At 52.5% G+C, this 16,989-nt stretch carries 12 protein-coding genes; 10 read left to right on the forward strand and 2 right to left on the reverse strand.

What is annotated here, in order from left to right; translation table 11 throughout:
• Positions 1 to 95: 95 nt before the first annotated feature.
• The 4 genes from H70357_RS11905 to H70357_RS11920 all read left to right on the forward strand — a co-directional run bounded on the left by H70357_RS11905 (position 96) and on the right by H70357_RS11920 (position 5,327).
• Positions 96 to 2,129 (forward strand): methyl-accepting chemotaxis protein, encoded by a 2,034-nt coding sequence (locus H70357_RS11905; RefSeq protein WP_038589449.1) that lies wholly within the window; start codon positions 96 to 98, stop codon positions 2,127 to 2,129.
• A gap of 141 nt (positions 2,130 to 2,270) precedes the next feature.
• Entirely contained in the window at positions 2,271 to 3,620 is a 1,350-nt protein-coding gene (locus H70357_RS11910) for a helix-turn-helix transcriptional regulator (RefSeq protein ID WP_038589451.1), read from the forward strand.
• Between the two features lie 281 nt (positions 3,621 to 3,901).
• The gene (locus tag H70357_RS11915) at positions 3,902 to 4,168 is read left to right on the forward strand and encodes a CD3324 family protein (protein ID WP_038589454.1); all 267 of its coding nucleotides are present in this window, start codon (positions 3,902 to 3,904) and stop codon (positions 4,166 to 4,168) included.
• Positions 4,169 to 4,307: 139 nt separating this feature from the next.
• Positions 4,308 to 5,327, forward strand: a complete 1,020-nt coding sequence (locus tag H70357_RS11920) for a phosphotransferase enzyme family protein (protein WP_038589458.1) — start codon at positions 4,308 to 4,310, stop codon at positions 5,325 to 5,327.
• A gap of 29 nt (positions 5,328 to 5,356) precedes the next feature.
• Here H70357_RS11920 and H70357_RS11925 read toward each other — a convergent pair whose 3' ends face one another.
• Entirely contained in the window at positions 5,357 to 6,631 is a 1,275-nt protein-coding gene (locus H70357_RS11925; RefSeq protein ID WP_038589462.1) for a histidine--tRNA ligase, read from the reverse strand.
• Positions 6,632 to 6,951: 320 nt separating this feature from the next.
• Between H70357_RS11925 and H70357_RS11930 the strand changes: the two genes are divergently transcribed.
• Complete coding sequence (locus tag H70357_RS11930; RefSeq protein ID WP_038589465.1) at positions 6,952 to 7,605, forward strand: HD domain-containing protein; 654 nt, start codon at positions 6,952 to 6,954, stop codon at positions 7,603 to 7,605.
• A 90-nt stretch (positions 7,606 to 7,695) separates the two neighbouring features.
• Positions 7,696 to 9,141 (forward strand): DEAD/DEAH box helicase, encoded by a 1,446-nt coding sequence (locus H70357_RS11935; protein WP_038589468.1) that lies wholly within the window; start codon positions 7,696 to 7,698, stop codon positions 9,139 to 9,141.
• Between the two features lie 121 nt (positions 9,142 to 9,262).
• Here H70357_RS11935 and H70357_RS11940 read toward each other — a convergent pair whose 3' ends face one another.
• On the reverse strand, positions 9,263 to 11,527 hold the full coding sequence (locus tag H70357_RS11940) for an FAD-dependent oxidoreductase (RefSeq protein WP_038589471.1): 2,265 nt from the start codon (positions 11,525 to 11,527) through the stop codon (positions 9,263 to 9,265).
• A 129-nt stretch (positions 11,528 to 11,656) separates the two neighbouring features.
• On the opposite strand from H70357_RS11940, the gene H70357_RS11945 reads away from it, so the two are divergent.
• From H70357_RS11945 to H70357_RS11960, 4 genes are all read left to right on the forward strand, one after another.
• Complete coding sequence (locus tag H70357_RS11945) at positions 11,657 to 12,412, forward strand: helix-turn-helix domain-containing protein (RefSeq protein WP_038589474.1); 756 nt, start codon at positions 11,657 to 11,659, stop codon at positions 12,410 to 12,412.
• 140 nt (positions 12,413 to 12,552) lie between these two features.
• The gene (locus H70357_RS11950) at positions 12,553 to 14,418 is read left to right on the forward strand and encodes a sensor histidine kinase (protein ID WP_038589477.1); all 1,866 of its coding nucleotides are present in this window, start codon (positions 12,553 to 12,555) and stop codon (positions 14,416 to 14,418) included.
• 15 nt (positions 14,419 to 14,433) lie between these two features.
• Positions 14,434 to 15,303, forward strand: coding sequence for a response regulator transcription factor (locus tag H70357_RS11955; protein ID WP_038589480.1), 870 nt, complete (start codon positions 14,434 to 14,436; stop codon positions 15,301 to 15,303).
• A gap of 158 nt (positions 15,304 to 15,461) precedes the next feature.
• The gene (locus H70357_RS11960) at positions 15,462 to 16,778 is read left to right on the forward strand and encodes an ABC transporter substrate-binding protein (RefSeq protein ID WP_038589483.1); all 1,317 of its coding nucleotides are present in this window, start codon (positions 15,462 to 15,464) and stop codon (positions 16,776 to 16,778) included.
• The last annotated feature ends 211 nt before the right edge of the window (positions 16,779 to 16,989 follow it).

Raw genomic sequence — 16,989 nt, forward strand, 5'->3', positions numbered from 1 at the left:
TTTTCTTAGGGAGACCGATAATAAGTGTAACAAATTACATAGAAATAGGAAGATAACCAGGACTATAAGACCAGTATGAAAGGACGTAGAAATTAATGAAAATTCGTATGAAGCTGTCAGTTATGATGATTGCCGTTACCCTGCTTTCTACTGTAATCATGGGGGCTTTCACGTATTACAAATCCACCAACACCATTCTGGGCCTTACCGAATCTGCAATGAAGCAAGTCAACACCAATAAAGCGGAAACCATAGCGGCGATGATTGATAAAGAGAAACGCAGTATGGCTCTGGTGGCCGGACAGACCGAAATTATTGAACTGCTGCAACAAAACAAAACCGGCGGCATAGCAGATGGAGATACGCTGCAGGCCGAAGTGAACACCAAGCTGCAAGGCATCGTGAAGGATGCCGGCAATCTTGAACATATATTTGTATCCGATATGAAGGGGATTGCGGTAGCAGATAGCGACACGGCGCTGGTGGGTACGGATTTCAGCGAAAGAAGTTATGCAAAGCGCGTGATTGAGACCGGTGCCCCCGTCATCAGTGAAACTTTGAAATCGAAAGCTACAGGGGCTTATGTTGTGGCGTTTGTACATCCGGTGACCAGCGGCGGCCAAATGATCGGCTTTGTCGCCTCGGCTGTCAATGCGAACAGTATTATCAAATACTTGTCCGGTGCCAATGTGGCAAATGCGCCTTCCTCGTACGCCTATCTGGTAGATGAGACCGGAAACATGCTGTATCATCCCGATGAGACGAAGATTGGATTGCCTGTCGAGAATGATCAGATCAAGGCTGTTGTGGAACGTGTGAAAGCCGGAGAGAAGGTTGAAGACGGCAAAGTGCAGTACAGCATCGGTGATGCGGAGAAAAAAGCTGCTTATACCGTCATTCCCGAAACGAACTGGACACTGGTGCTTACTGGTGATGTCGGGGAGGTCATGCAGCCTGTAGACAATATGACGCATTATATTATCCTGCTGGGTCTGGGGAGTCTGCTGCTGACTCTGATTATTGGACTGCTTGTCGCCGGCAGAATTTCTTCCCCGATCATAAAGCTGACAGAGATGATTAACCAGACCGCTAAGCTGGAACTCAAATACGATGCGCAGTATGAGTATCTGTTGAAGAACAAAGATGAAACTGGAATCATTGCTAAAGCCATGTTCCATACCCGCGCTGTGCTCCGGGAAATGGCTGAAAGCCTGATCACCATCTCCACGAAGGTGCTGGACAATGCGGAAACGCTGGAGAAGCTGTCCATTGATGTCAGAGAGAATGCACATGACAATTCAGCCACGACGGAGCAGCTGTCGGCAGGTATGGAAGAGACGGCAGCTTCAACAGAAGAGATGACAGCAGCGATTCATGAAATCGAGAACAATGTCCGAATGATCTCCGGAAAGGTCAAGGAAGGGACGGAAGTGACCAGCCAAATTATCGAGCGGGCACTGGTGCTGCAGCATGACGCCGTGCAGTCTACGGATAATGCCAAGCGGATTTACGAATCGGTGCGTATCGAAATGGAGAAGGCGATTGAGCAGTCGGGCGCGATCAATGAAATCAATCTCCTGGCAGATACCATTCTGTCGATTACCAGCCAGACCAATCTGCTTGCCTTAAATGCGGCGATTGAAGCTGCCCGCGCGGGTGAAGCAGGGCGGGGATTTGCGGTAGTTGCGGGAGAAATCCGCAAGCTGGCTGAGAAATCCTCCGAAACGGCAGCGGGAATTCAGGATGTCGTCAAGAATGTATACTCTTCTGTAGAGCAGATGAAAGAGAATTCCGAAGCCATGCTTACGTTTATTGACCACAATGTGCTGGGTGATTATGAGCGCCTGACAGAGGTCAGCGAGCAGTACAACAGTGACGCCTCCATCATCAACACGCTCATGAACCAGTTCGAGGAGTCCGCAGATCACTTGGACCAGACGGTATCAAGCATCGCGATTGCGGTTAATGAGGTGGCAGCTACTGTCAATGAAGGTGCAATCGGCGTGCAGGATATTGCCGAGAAGACGGCGGATATTGTAGAGAAGACATTCCATGAGGCGACGATGGCCGATGAAAATACGCAAAGTGCCAAAGCGCTTCAGGGACTGGTGGAGAAATTTAAAATATAAAGCTATAACTTAGGCCCCGCCGCACACTGGCGGGGTTCTTTTTTTTGTTCATCATCATTACATCTATTGATAGGTTCATCCTTTTTTGGACCATACTATGGATAGGATACAGCTGTGCAGCCGCTGATATGGGGGGATGTAATGATTAAGATAACGCTCGGGGACGAAGAGAAGGGATACAGCCATAATCAAGCAGAGTTGAATGGGGATGGCGTAAGATTAGCGTTTCCCCTGTTAACCGTTAATGATAGAGAAACGCGCAGGCTGGATCAGCTCCGGCTTATGCAGGAGAGCTTTCTGCTGCAGATGGTCCGGGAAGAGTGGCTCAGTCCGGAGAAGGTGAAACAACGGCTGCGGCAGCTACAGCTCCATCCGCTGGCCGATGAGGGAGTGAAGCTGCAATGTGCAGCCGTAGAGCTGCAGATTCCGGCAGGAGAAATAGGAGAGCCACGGAAGCGCCGGAATCAGCTTTATAAGGATTTCCAGCAGATATGCCGCAGGACGGCTGCAGGGTCGAAGGGCGTGTATTCGTTCTGCGATACCGGAAGCATTAGCCCGGTAATGTATTTCTTGATTGTCATGAAAGACAATGCGTCACATAAGGCTGACAGAGCTGAGCACTTCGCCAGAGAGCTTGAGCAGAATGTCGAGCACGGATTGAGGCTGGGAATTGCCGCAGGAATCGGTGCAGAGATCAAAGGACTGAAGCGGTTAAAGAACGGCTATGCCTCGTGTTTACTGGCTTTAAGCGGGAGCCGGAGCGCTATTCCCGGCAGCGGCACAGGGCTGGTTCTCCAGAGCCGTGCCGCTGACCGGCTGACTGCATTCAGCCAGGCGACGGAACAGAGGCTGACGTTGAGTCTGGAACAGCCAGCTAGTGCTGCTTTCCGCCTGGAGCTGGATTCGTTGTTCACTCTGGAGGACGATGCGGCTTCTCAACTGGAGGTTTGCCGCTTTTTGGCGCAGCGTACGCTGCTGATTCTAGGTGGAGCTGCGGGGAAATTTGAATACGGCGGCACAACGCTCCAAAAATATTTATGGAACAGCCAAATGACCCTTGCCGCCTGCACATCGAGTGAACATGCAAAGGAATTGCTGCAGGAACTGGGACAGCTAGTCATGGCGGAAGTGAGAAGGACGCAGGCATCCGGTGGAAGAGAGCTGGCCGAGGCTATCAGGAAATACGTGAAGGAACATTTTGCCTGCGACTTGAAAGCTCCATCTCTTGCAGCGTTATTTCATGTATCTGAGGCCGAGCTCAGCCGGTTATTCAAAATGCATGTTGGCATTCCTTTGAACGACTATGTCACTAAATTGAGAATGGCCCAGGCTGAGCAGCAGCTGCGGGAAAATGCACTGAAATGCTCTGAGATCGCAATGCTGGCAGGTTATTCCGTGGCAGACGAATTTATAAGCGCCTTCAAGAAGTACAGCGGCAGAAATCCCAAGGACTACCGGGAGTGGTACTTGAAGAGACAGATGAAGGTATAGTAAGGCCTTCTTCAAAAAGGAGGTGAAGGCCTGCGTCTTCATCTTCAAGTCATTTTATGGTAAATTAAATGTAAGCATTGCCGGATTTGAGCAGAAGGGAGACAGGACCATGACAAGTTTCGGCACACAGCTCTATGCAAAGTCTATAGATTAACAACCGCGGTTGTTTGTATAGAGCTGTAAGCAGATTACCGCATAAGTTATCTTGTAGAAGATAATGGTTTCTCCTATAGACTTTGCTCCCTTAAAACGTTTACTAATTTTAAGGAGCGGGCTATAAAATGAAATATGTTAACGCAGATGTGATTCTGCCGGAAGTATTGCTGAAGGAAATTCAGAAATATATTCACGGTGGAATGCTCTATATTCCGAAGCCTGAAGGCGTGCGGAAGAAATGGGGCGAGAATTCGGGCAGCCGAATGTATCTGACAGCGAGAAACAATGAAATCAGGGAGCAGCATGCCGGCGGAGCTACCGCCCGTGAACTTTCTGAGCAATTTTGTCTGTCATACGACAGCATCAAAAAAATTATCTACTGTAAAAAATAGATTCACAAAATGCCGTATGGGATGAACAGTCCGATGCGGTTTTTTGTGTGCAATAATCTCTTTATAAGAGTTGTCTATATATTAGCAAAGCAGCGCTGCCATTATAATAAACGGACATATTCGTTAAGGAGGAAAAATAATGTTCGAAGCTTTTCGCTGTGATACGGATGAGGATAGAAGGCTTCTGTTGAAGCAGGCAAGGAGCATCGTGATGTGGGCATTGCCGCAGTATGGGCTGGATTGGACCGCAATTTCGTATATCGGCCTGTCCGATAACATCACTTATAAAATCGAGACGGCAAGCACCGGAAGCTATTTGCTGCGGATGCACGGGCGATGGATGAGCAATGCAGAGATTCAGTCGGAACTGCTGCTGCTTCAGGCGCTGAACCGGGTGGAAGGACTAACGATGCCGGAGGGAGTGGCCAATACAGCAGGCACTTATATCCTCAAGGCAGATTCCGAAGAGGATACCTCTTCCTTGTGGGTAACAGTTACCCGCTGGGTCGAAGGGGAGCATGCTGGCGGGCATATGACGGATCAGAGAATATTCGATATGGGAGCTATGACGGGAGCCTTGCACATCGCGGCTGCCGGATTCGCCCCTCCGGCTGGGTTTATCCGCCCGGTATGGGGGGAGCAGAGCTTTAAGCGTGAGATGGATAAGCTTGGACGTTATTACAGCGGGTTTGTATCCGAAACGGGATGGAAGACTTATCAGTTAGCTGCTGCAAAAATCCTCTCCGAACTGGAGGGCATGGAGGTAAACGAAGATCAATATGGACTGATTCATGGAGATCTGCATAGCGGAAACGTGGTGTTTGCCGGGGAGCAGCCTTATCCGATAGATTTTGGAAGATGCGGTTACGGGTACTATCTCTACGATCTGGCTGCCGCATTATTGGAGCTTTCCCCTGGGCAGCGCAAGCGGCTTATTGAAGGCTATGCAAGCCGGAAGAAGCTGGAAAGCGGATATGTACGTAGACTGGAATGTTTTTTTATTATGATTATGATCGGAAATTACAGCCATCATGCCTCGAACCCGGCGGAAGTCCCCGGACTGCGGGAGCAGCAGCCTTATTCCCAGGCGTATCTCAGGGAATATTTAAAGAGTGCTCCCTTTTTGTTCGAGGTGATTGAGCCCGAGGAAATGAAATGATTAGCCGGAATTTTGCGGGTCCAGGAGAATTAGCTGGAGATGAGCGAGATTGCTTCCTCCACCGTAAGCAGTTCCTCCTTGTGCGCAGACATGTCCTTGAGACGGAGCTTGCCGAGTGTGGCTTCGCTTTCGCCGAGCAGCAGACAATAGCGGATGCCTTTTGCTGAGGCTGCGGCCATTGTTTTCTTCAGCTTCCGGGTACCGGAATCTACGGTTACGCGGATGCCTGCGGCCCGCAGCCTTGTAGCGGCGAGCAAGACCTGAGGCATATTCCCGCCAATGGGAACGATCCATACTCCAGTCGGCTCCTGCTGCACCGGACGCTCTCCAAGCAGGGCCATGATCGACTCCATGCCAAATGAAATGCCGACCGTAGGGTATTCGATATCCTCCCGTCCGACCAGCTTTCCAATGATGGAATCATATCTTCCCCCGCCCCCAAGGCTGGACGTATAAACACCGGAGGCGTCGAAGATTTCATAGACTGTCCCGGTGTAGAAGGATAGGCCGCGTGACAGGAACGGATCGAAGACACAGAAGCCGTCCAGGCCAATTTCTTCAATCAGCTGTTTCAGAGCAAGAACTTCTAACGCACCGGGACGGCCGGCGAGTCCATATTTACGCGTCAGCTCCTCAAAACCCGGGTTGCCGGATTCCAGCAAAGCGGTAATCGCCAGTAAGGCTTCCGGAGTTAGTCCTTTATCAGACAGCTCCGCCAGCACGCCGCCGATGCCGATTTTGGCGAGCTTGTCGAGGGTCAGCATCACAGAGAGATGCTCCTGCGCCGGGACACCTGCCGATTCCAGAATCTCGCCGAGGAACCGGCGGTTGTTCCATTTGACCACCACCGCAATGTCCAGTCTGCGGAATACCTCGGCGGCCAGCTGCATCAGCTCCGCTTCAGCCTGCGGACCGGCAATCCCGACCACATCGGCATCGCATTGCAGGAATTCGCGCAGCCGGCCTTTTTTGACCGGACCGTCGCGGAACACCTTGCCGATCTCATACCGCTTGAAGGGGAACTCCATCCCCGGATTGAGGGCGATCACCTTGGCAAAGGGAATCGTCAGATCGTAGCGCAGCCCCAGTCGGCGGCCGCCCTGGTCAGTGAGCTGGTACATTTCGCGGAGGATTTCGTCTCCACCGGCATATTTGGAGGTCAGCAATTCAAGCTCATTCAGCAGTGTTGTATCCATGGATTCAAAGTCATAGCTTTCAAACAGCCCGCGCAGCACAGCCTGTACCTTTTGTCTGACCGCTTGCTCCCGGCCGAAATAATCGTAGGTTCCTTTAATGTTTTGCATGTTAAGCAGCTCCTTTAACTCGAAATATAATTCAGCATAAAAAAACGCGCCGGACCTCATGGTCCTGCGCGCTTATAATTGCCGCAGGGAGGTCAAACGCGAAATGCGTTAGCCCTCCCTGATAGATGTTCAGGAGTGCTAACGCTGCTTGTGATGATGAAGCTGATTCTGTATGATGGTAATGCTGTTTGTGCTGTTCACTGGAATCAACGCCCTTTCAGACTGGATTACAGCACATTATAGCGGATAGTGAAAATCCTTGCAAGTGTGATACTGCGGATGGTTTTGAATAATCAATTGAACGAAAAGGGGGATTCACTGTGAATCATACACAACTTATTGCCGAGTCTGAAAGGTTTGCGAAGGAGCAGCTGGCCGGAGATTCCACCGGTCATGACTGGTTTCACACAGAACGTGTGCGGAATACGGCGGCACTGATTGCGGAGATGGAGAAGGGGGATGTTTTTATTTGTACAGTCGCTGCGACATTGCATGATGTTGCCGACGAGAAGCTGAACCCTTCCAAGGAAGCAGGACTGGATAAAGTACATAACTGGCTTAAGCAGCACCTGGCGGATGAAGCCCAAATCAAACATATCATGCTCATCATTGAGACGATGTCCTTCAGCGGCGGTGGGGGTGAACCAATGTCGACCTTGGAAGGGCGGATTGTGCAGGACGCAGACCGGCTGGATGCGCTTGGCGCCATAGGCATTGCCAGAACGATGGTGTTCTCGGGTGCGAAGGGACGTCCGGTGTATGATCCGGAGATCGCGCCGCGCGATGAATCGCTGCAGAAGGAATACCGCGATTATTCCAAGGGGACGGCGGTCAATCATTTTTATGAGAAGCTGCTGAAACTGAAAGACCTGATGAATACCCCCTATGGCCGCAAGCTGGCCGAAGAACGGCATGATTTCATGCTGGGCTTTCTGGAGCAATTTTATAAGGAATGGAATCAAGGCAGCCATTAACTGTTATAATGAGACTATGCACAAGATGGAAGGAACGCGGGAACCCCCGCTTGAACCGGAACAATCGGCATAGAAGAGGTTGAAGTGAACATGAGTGAACTGCAGTTTAGAGAGTATGGTTTGAATGAAGAAATTATCCGGGCCCTGGATGTGCTGAAGTATCTGGAGCCGACCGAAGTACAGAGTAAAGTGATTCCTGTAGCCTTGCAGGGGCAGGATTTGATTGTGAAATCGCAGACCGGCAGCGGCAAAACAGCGTCGTTCGGTATCCCGCTCTGCGAGCTGGTGGATTGGGCGGAGAACAAGCCGCAGGCTTTGGTGCTGACCCCAACCCGTGAGCTGGCTGCTCAGGTGAAGGAAGATATCACCAACATCGGGCGTTTCAAGCGGATTAAGGCGGTCGCCTTGTTCGGCAAACAGCCGTTTGCCCCGCAGAAAATTGAACTCACACAAAAGACGCATGTTGTCGTAGGTACGCCGGGCCGTGTGTTCGACCATATTGAACGCGGTACGCTGCCCCTGCAGCGGATCAAATATCTCGTCATCGACGAGGCCGACGAAATGCTCAGCATGGGCTTCATCGAGCAGATCGAGAAGATCATCCAGCAGCTGCCCCGGGAACGGGTGACGATGCTGTTCTCCGCCACGCTGCCGGAGGCGGTGAAGAATTTATGCCGCAAATATATGCAGAGTCCGGCGGATATTGAGATTGAAGCCAGCGGCATCACGACAGCGTCGATTGAGCATGCGCTGATTGAAGTGAGACAAGCTGCCAAATTCCAGCTGCTATGTGATCTGCTCACCGTGGAGAATCCGGACAGCTGCATTATTTTTTGCCGCACACAGGATCAGGTGAACGCCTTGTTCCGCGGGTTGGCCGATCTGGAGTATCCGGTGGATAAGATTCACGGCGGGATGATGCAGGACGAGCGGTTTGAGGTCATGAATGCTTTTAAGCGTGGCCAGTTCCGTTATCTGATTGCCACCGATGTGGCCGCCAGAGGTATTGATATTGAGAACATCACCCATGTGATCAATTACGATATTCCGCTGGAAAAAGAAAGTTACGTCCACCGCACCGGCCGGACCGCACGCGCGGGTAAAAGCGGCAAAGCGATCACGCTCGTTACGCCGAATGAGCACAAATGGGTAGCGGACATTGAGGGCTATATCGGTTTCAGCCTGCCGGTAATGAAAGCTCCTTCGGACGATGCTGTGGCCTACGCCAAACCGGCCTTCGATCTGAAGCTGGGCAAGCAGCAGGTCCGCAAAGCGGGCAAAACCGAGGTCATGAACGAGAACATCATGAAGCTGTATTTTAACGGCGGTAAGAAAAAGAAGCTCAGAGCCGTCGATTTCGTCGGCACCATAGCGAAGCTTGAAGGCATCACCGCAGACGACATCGGGATCATCACGATCCAGGATAACGTCAGCTACGTGGACATCCTGAACGGCAAAGGCGCATTGGTGCTGCAAGCGATGAAAGACACTACGGTAAAAGGCAAGCTGCTGAAGGTGCATATCGCGAAGAAATAGACCAGGTTTCAGGCGGGAAAAGTAGGCTTTGTTCGGCTAAAAGAATGCACAGACAGATTGCAAAAAGCAGTATCGGACGAAGGTCTGATACTGCTTTTTGTCTTTGCGGAATGCCGGACCCTTACTGGTGAACGGCCCCGTATGCCCGGATCTCGATAAGCTCCGCATAACGGCTGCCGTTCGTCGAATCAATCAGTACTCTGAGTTGGTCAGCCTGCACCGGATTCGGCAGACGGTGGATCACCTTGCGCTTGCGGTTATCGCTTCCGGCTGCAACCTCAGTCCACTTCCCGCCGGCAACAAGCGCCTCTACCCGGTAGTCACGAACCAGCTCGGGAATGATGGCAAAAGCCGTGCGGTGATGATGCAGGTTCACCAGATCTTCGTTGACATCATCGTTGAAGGTCAGGTGGATTTCGGCGATGGACTGCACCGAATCCCACTGCAGCTGCAGCCATTCCGGCTGTCCGCCTGCCATCGGCTGCGACATCCATTGCTGCGGCCCGCCGAACGGGCGGTGATAGCCGTTTACGGCTTTGTCCGTTGCGAAGGCGGCGGTCGGCGACCCGATCCGGCAGCAGAACGGCTGGCGGGCTTTGCCCTGCATCTTCCACAGCACCACGGGCTGATCCGTGGAGTGGTCCTCCAGATCCTTGGATACATGCGGCTCTTCATCCTTGAAGAAGACGAGCACGCCGCTGTGCGGCTGCTGCGAATGATACAGGCTGACCGCATCGTTCGCCTTGATGATGATAAAAGCATTTTGCGGCACCTGCGGCTGCCACTGCAGATCGAAGGTAAGCCATTGCTGCTCACCGGCTACGGCGTGGGCAGTTGCCCTTGCCTGCAGGGTATGCGGCACGTAATTTTCCCTGCGCCCGGTGTCCCACAGCTCGGCTGTAACCGAAGTGGCCTGCTTGGCATCAATCAGCAGCTGAAAGCGGCTGATTCCCGGATCCGCAGGAATAAGCACAGCGGCATCATGCTGCAGCGGATAAGCTTCGCCCGGTTGAGCCAGCTCAATCACGCCCAGCGTGCTTGAGGCGGTGACCCGCGCTTTGCGGGCGACATCATCTTCATCGCTGCTGCGCAGCCCGATGATCGAGGCATCGCTGCGCAGCAGCGTCTGCCGCAGCTCTTCCAGATGCCGCTGCTGCAGTTCGCGCGGGGTGATTCCCTTGCGGCTGCTGAGTGCGGCTCCGGTTCCGGCCGCTTCACCGATCACGGCGCAGGTGGCCATCACCCGTGTCGTGCCGAAGGCGACATGGGAGGCGCTGATATCGCGCCCGGCCATCAGCATATTCCGCACATTGGCGGAATAGAGGGAGCGGAAGGGGATATGATATACCCCGTCGGCATGCATATGCTTGGAGCCGCTGGCGTCGGCATACATCCCCTGCGGCGGATGCAAGTCGATCGACCAGCCGCCAAAGGCTACACCGTCCGCGAATTCGCGCTGGGCGATAATGTCATTCTGGTTTAGCACATAGTCTCCGGTAAGCCGCCGGTATTCACGTTTGCCGGGCAGTGAGCCGACCCATTCCAGCGTCATATTCTCAGCGCCGAACTTGCCGGAATTTTTGATATAATCCCAGATACCGTAAATGACCGACCACAGCTCGTCGCGGATCATTTCATTGTCATGAACGGCGTCATGCTCGCCGCCCCATTCAATCCACCAGTAGTGGCAGCCGGAATCACCGCTCTTAATGACACGTCGGATCGGAATCGTCGTCTGTGAGATGTCCTTGGCAAAGGAAGGCGGCACAAAATTCACCGGAACGCCGGTATCTTTGGTATAGAAGAGGATGGTGCTGCCCAGCGTAATGTCATCGGCGATCTCCGGCGCCCACTCTTCGCCGTATTCGCTCCGGGCTTCCCGTCCAAGGGCAAATTTGGCTCCGGCCAAAAATCCGATCAGGCCATCACCCGTGCAATCGAGATACATGCTGCTCTTAAAAGTGATTCTCCGCTCCGAACCCATCATCCAGCCGGTGACCGCAGTAATCGTCCGCTCCTGCTCGTCTCCTTCAGCCAGAACCTCATGGACATCCGTATTCAGGTAGAGTGTGATATTGGACTCAGCCTTGACAGCCTCCAGTACGACCAGATCCCATAGATAAGGGTTACCTTCCGGATTGCGGTACTGGTTCTCCACGAACAATTCACCCATAATTCCCGTTTCCCGGGCGTAGCGGTTCGTGCCGTGTGCCGTTGCTCCGCAGACCCAGACCCGCACCTCGCTGCTGGAATTGCCTCCGAGCACAGGGCGGTTCTGGATCAGAGCCACCTTTTGCCCAAGTCTCGCGGCAGCAATCGCCGCACATACTCCAGCCAGCCCGCCGCCGATCACCGTAATGTCATTTTGCACTAGCTCCTGCTTCATGAATGAGCACCTCTTAGGATTATATTCTTAATGCATATCTATAATTTCATAATGAAGCTGCTGCTTTACTTTTGAAATGCACGATTATATCATTAAGCATATACTTTATTTCGTGAAAGGGATGGAGCCATGAAACTTCTGGACCATATCTACTGGAAGCAGAAGACGAGTTTTGCCCTGCCAAGCGACTGCTATGATTCCTGGGTCGCCTTTGCGGTAGAGGAGGGGCTGTTCCGCTATGAAATTGGAGAACATGGCGGTGAAGCGGGGTTTGCAGATTTGGTCGTCTGCCCTCCCGGAATTCCCTTCATTCGTGAGACAATTACACCGCTCACCTTCCATTACATCCAGTTCACCCCGGAGAATGATGAAAGCCTGCCGCAGCCGGGGCTCCTGCAGCTTAGCGATACGAAGCGCCTAAGCTCGACCTATGCCTATTTGCGCCAGCTCAGTGAAGACAATAGTCCAGCCGCAAGGGAATGGAAACAGCATCTTATCAAAGACCTGTGGCTGCCGGTTCATATGGAGAGCCGGGCGGAAGCCGGAGGGCGTAAATTCTCCGAAGACGCAATGATGGATGAAGCTGCATCCATCATTGCCGATAGAGCCGCTGAACCACTCAGCCTGCTGGAGCTCGCCCGGGAGCTGGGATTAAGTCCCGTGCAGTTTACGCGGCGCTTCCGCGCAGCTTTTCAGGAGACACCTTCCTCCTATTTGAAATCACTCCGGTTGGCCAAAGCACGACTTCTGCTGAAGGACAGTGAACTGAATCTGGCCCGGATTGCCGAAAGATGCGGCTATGAGAACGGATTCTATTTAAGCCGGGTGTTCACGAACAGCACCGGAATGAGTCCGGCGGAATACCGTAAACGGCATAGGCTGTAGAAGCATAGAACAAATCTGTGCATCATAACCCCGGTCTATAGGAGCGATGCGACAAAACAATGCAATTTCCTCCAGCTTCAGCCGGGTGGCCCCTGCAGATGTTATAATAAGCCCACAAATGAAGGGAGAGAGCTGCGGAAATGAAGAAGCCGGACTGGAAAATGTTTATACCCCAGAAGCTGAGATACAGGCTGTTCGGCGCTTTTCTCATCCTTATCCTTTTGCCGTTCAGTGTGCTGAATGTATACAACTACCGGCAGATTGAATCCCTCGTCGAGGAGAAAATCAGCCAGCAGAGCCACGAGCAGCTGGTGCAGATGTATGGAACGCTGGAGGATCAGATGAGCGTAGCCTTCAAGACGCTGATCTTTCTGGAGCAGGATTCGGCGGTCCGCAGTGTTCTGACAAAGCCAGGCAACCGGTCGCCTCTAGAGAATAAGGCACTGATCGAAGAAAAATTCAAAATGCTCAACAACAGCTTCTTCCTATACAATCCTTCCGTATATTTCACCTTGCTGGACTTTCATGAGAGCGTATACACTTCTTATTTGCCGAAACAGGCGCTGGCCTACGAACCGTACCGTGAGCTCTTCAGCCGCCATCTGGGGAGCGTTGTCCCTGCAGATCAGGGCACGGTCCAAAGAGAGGCTGCCCTCCCGGGTGAAGCAGCAGCGCAAACATTGGATTCCGCAGAAGCCCAAGGCCTGTTCTACCAGTGGGATTCACGCGACGAGAACAATATGCTGCGGGAGGTATCCACCAGCCCTTATCTGCTCTCGCTGTATGCCTATATGAAGGACAGCGGAGGCAACCGCTACGGGCTGGCCCGGATCAGTATCGATTATTCCTTCTGGTTCCAGTCCGTCCTCAAGGAATCGCTGAGCAGTCAGGATTATTTTCTGATTACCGGCAAGGGAGAGACTGTGGCCCGCTCCTCCAAAAAAGCGGTGCTGGCCCCGGAGATCACCCGGGAAATTGCCCTCCATCCTGCACAGGCGTATCTGACCGATGACAAGTCCGGCACACTGATCAATTATGTCTATATCGAGTCGCTGGACTGGTATATGGTCAACCGGATTCCGCTGGCCGTGTTGTTTAAAGAAATTTCCGGGCTGAAGCAGCGTTATTTCCTGACGTTTTTTGCCTTCACAGCTGCATTTGTACTAATGGCCTTTATGATCTCTGCTACCTTTACCCGTCCATTGTCGCATCTGCAGAACAAGATGAAGGATGTCGTCCGCAAAAACCTGAAAATCCGCATCCCCGAAGGCCGGAGCCATGGCGAAGTGCTGGAGCTGACCCGGACCTTCAATACAATGCTGGATGACACGAATAAGCTGATTGCCCAGTTGAAGGCAGAGGAGCGGCAGAAGGAAGCAGTTCATTTCCATATGCTGCTGGCCCAGATGAACCCGCATTTTTTGCTGAACACCTTGAACACGATGAAATGGAGCGCCATCCGCAGCGGGAATGAGGAGATCTCCGAAATGTGCGTGTCGCTGGGCAAGCTGCTGGAGGTCAGCCTGAATGCTGAGGTTGAGCTGGTCTACCTCAAGGACGAGATCGAGCTGGTTCAGGCTTACCTGCATATTCAGCGGATCCGGTATCAGGGCAGCTTTGAGGTAACCTGTGATTTTGAAGATGAGCTGGAGTATGCGCTGGTGCCGAAGCTGAGCCTGCAGCCGCTGGTGGAGAATGCGATCCGCCATGGCGTCGGCCCTCTGACTGAACGGGGGCAGATCAGTATCCGTATTTACAGAAATGACAAAGCGCAGCTTACGCTGGAGGTTGGGGATAACGGTATCGGCATGGAGGAATCCAGGCGCCTGCAGGTGACACGGACCCGTAAGGGGATCGGACTGTCCAACCTGAAGGAACGGCTGCGGCTGCTCTTCAAGGGCCAAAGTGAGCTGGAGATTCTCCAGCTGTCACCGGGAACCCTGATCCGGTTCAGTATTCCCTTCCTGCTGTCGACACCTTATGTGCAGGACAAGAAGATCGAGTAAAAGGAGGAAGGTCTCATGTGGAGCGTACTGCTGGTGGAGGATGAGGTATTCGTAAGAGAGTCGGTGCGGGAGATTATTTCCTGGGAGGAGCTCGGCTTCATGGTTATCGGCGAATCCGGCAACGGGACCGAAGCGCTGGAACTAATCACGCGGGATAAACCTGATCTGGTGCTCGCGGATATCGTGATGCCTGGTCTGAACGGCATTGAGCTGTTGAAGCAGACCCGTCAAGCGGGGCTGAATACGAAATTTATTATGCTGACCTGCATGGGAGAGTTCGAATATGTCCGCCAAGCGATGGAATACGGGGCCTCCAATTATATTCTCAAGCTGTCAATGAGCGTAGGTTCATTGCGGGATACGCTGCGCAAGGTTAGCGCCGAGCTGAGTGCCGGCAGTCACCGGAATGTTGCTCTTTTGGAGGCAGACGGGATTCCGGCGGTTGTTGCAGCTTCTGCGGAAGCACCTGACACCGCTAACCCCGGACCGGGTGGGGCTTTTCCTGAAGATGAGGTAAAAAATCCGCCGCTGTCCGGCTTCGGCTCCCTGTCCGGGCCTATTGTTTCGCATCCGGAGATTAGCAAGATCATTGAATATATCGGAGAGCATTATGACCGCGATATTACAGTCAAGTCCATGTCCCGCTATGTGATGATGGGAGAGAATTATATCAGCGCCTTATTCAAAAAGAAAACCGGGCATACGCTGATCCATTATCTGCACGGTGTGCGTATGGAGAAAGCGGCAGTGTTTTTGCGGGAGACCGATCTGCCTGTGCATGAGGTGGGGCATCGGGTGGGCTTTCCGAGCGATAACTATTTCATCAAAATCTTTAAGCGCTGGACCGGATGCACCCCGAGCCAATACCGCCACCGTGAGGAATAGAAGAAATATGTGTGAGCATTTTTGCCCGGTCCCTGCTGCAAATTCCGTATATTTGTTCCGCTATGATGGTGGATTTGTATCTAAAATGCCTCCAGCGTCCCTGCTAGGATGTAAGGGAAGCACAATCCATAACAAAAACGGGGAGGCAGACAGAAACGATGAAAACTAAAAAAGGGTTGACCCTGCTGGCGGCATGCGTGCTGATGCTTGGGATACTGGGCGGATGCGGAGGAACTAAAAATAACACCGGTGGAGAAGCGCAGGGGAAGGAAGGCAGCAAAACGGTGAAGTTAACCATGTGGGGTGCCGTTCCGCCGGAGAACGGACCACAGGAGGTTGTGGATACCTGGAATGCGGAGCATCCTGAGACTCAGGTCGAATACGTGCGTTTTGTCAATGATGATGACGGCAACCTGAAGCTTGATACTGCACTCTCGACGGGGCAGAACGTCGATCTGTTCGTCAATTATACTCTGACCAATCTGGATAAACGCATCAAGGGCGGCACTGCCCTCGACCTCGGCGAATTCAGCGACTATAACATCGACGAGAAAATGGGTACGGATGCTGCTACCTGGAAAATAGACGATAAATACTACGGGATGCCAACCAAAAAGAATGCTTTGTTCTTTGCCTTGAATAAGGATGCGCTCGATAAAGCCGGGCTGGCCTTACCAACGGCATGGACCTGGGATGAAGCAAGAGAATATGCCGCCAAACTGAAGGCAGAGGGTTTCAAGTACGGGCTGGTGCAGCATACTGCCTCGCTGGTTGATCCGCTGGATTCCGCTCTCGTGAAGAACGGTTATGTCAAGGCGGATGGCAGCTCTAACCTTGATGATCCGCTGATCACCAAATGGCTTGAAACACTGAACGGAATGATGCAGGAGGATGCCACCACCCCGCCGCTTGGCGAGCAGCTGACCTCCAAGATGCCTGTGGAGAACATGTTCCTGGGCGGAGAATCAGCGATGATCAACATTGGGGAATGGCTGATCCGCAGCTCCAACAATATGACGGATTTTCCGCGTGAGTTCACCATCGCCTTTGCTCCCGTTCCAAGGCTGGCGGACAATGAGGCGGATTTCGTCAAAAGCGGCGGACTGGGCGACTTCATCTCCATCAACGCCAAATCCAAAAATAAGCAAGCGGCCTGGGAGTTCCTGAAATGGTATGCCGACGGCGGCATGATTCCGATGGCGGCCGGAGGTCGCCTGCCTTCCTCCAATGCGGTGGACCAGCAGACCGCGATCACCCATCTGCTTGGCGATCATGCGGACACCTATGATAAAGCTTCACTTGAGTTCGTGCTCTACGGCGATAAGACGCCAACCTTTGTCCGCAGCATCGCCCAGGAAATCGTGGATATGCGCGCCCAGGAATACGAGAAATATTTTCTTGGCAGCCAGACTGCGGAACAAACGGTACAGAGTATGGTCAAACGCCACAATGAATGGCTGAAGCAGAATCAGTAAGCCGCAGCCGGTTGTGCTGCATAGAACCGTTCCCTTATGGGGAGCGGTTTTTTTAAAATATAAGAATTTTATGCTTCACGCTATAAATTATCCTTCTATTTCTCGCTGAAACGGATACCGTTCTTTTGAGGACGGCGAAGCCGTTTCCACTTGTCCACGAATAGAACATTTCCATCCTCATGCCCCTAAGCAAACAAGCTGCAAATTAAGT

This window comes from Paenibacillus sp. FSL H7-0357, from assembly GCF_000758525.1.
Classification (GTDB): Bacteria; Bacillota; Bacilli; order Paenibacillales; family Paenibacillaceae; genus Paenibacillus_AQ.

Coding starts and splice junctions, on each gene's coding strand:
- H70357_RS11905 (WP_038589449.1), top strand. CDS start 96: ATGAAAATTCGTATGAAGCTGTCAGTTATGATGATTGCCGTTACCCTG.
- H70357_RS11955 (WP_038589480.1), top strand. CDS start 14,434: ATGTGGAGCGTACTGCTGGTGGAGGATGAGGTATTCGTAAGAGAGTCG.
- H70357_RS11950 (WP_038589477.1), top strand. CDS start 12,553: ATGAAGAAGCCGGACTGGAAAATGTTTATACCCCAGAAGCTGAGATAC.
- H70357_RS11935 (WP_038589468.1), top strand. CDS start 7,696: ATGAGTGAACTGCAGTTTAGAGAGTATGGTTTGAATGAAGAAATTATC.
- H70357_RS11920 (WP_038589458.1), top strand. CDS start 4,308: ATGTTCGAAGCTTTTCGCTGTGATACGGATGAGGATAGAAGGCTTCTG.
- H70357_RS11910 (WP_038589451.1), top strand. CDS start 2,271: ATGATTAAGATAACGCTCGGGGACGAAGAGAAGGGATACAGCCATAAT.
- H70357_RS11960 (WP_038589483.1), top strand. CDS start 15,462: ATGAAAACTAAAAAAGGGTTGACCCTGCTGGCGGCATGCGTGCTGATG.
- H70357_RS11940 (WP_038589471.1), bottom strand. CDS start 11,527: ATGAAGCAGGAGCTAGTGCAAAATGACATTACGGTGATCGGCGGCGGG.
- H70357_RS11945 (WP_038589474.1), top strand. CDS start 11,657: ATGAAACTTCTGGACCATATCTACTGGAAGCAGAAGACGAGTTTTGCC.
- H70357_RS11925 (WP_038589462.1), bottom strand. CDS start 6,631: ATGCAAAACATTAAAGGAACCTACGATTATTTCGGCCGGGAGCAAGCG.
- H70357_RS11915 (WP_038589454.1), top strand. CDS start 3,902: ATGAAATATGTTAACGCAGATGTGATTCTGCCGGAAGTATTGCTGAAG.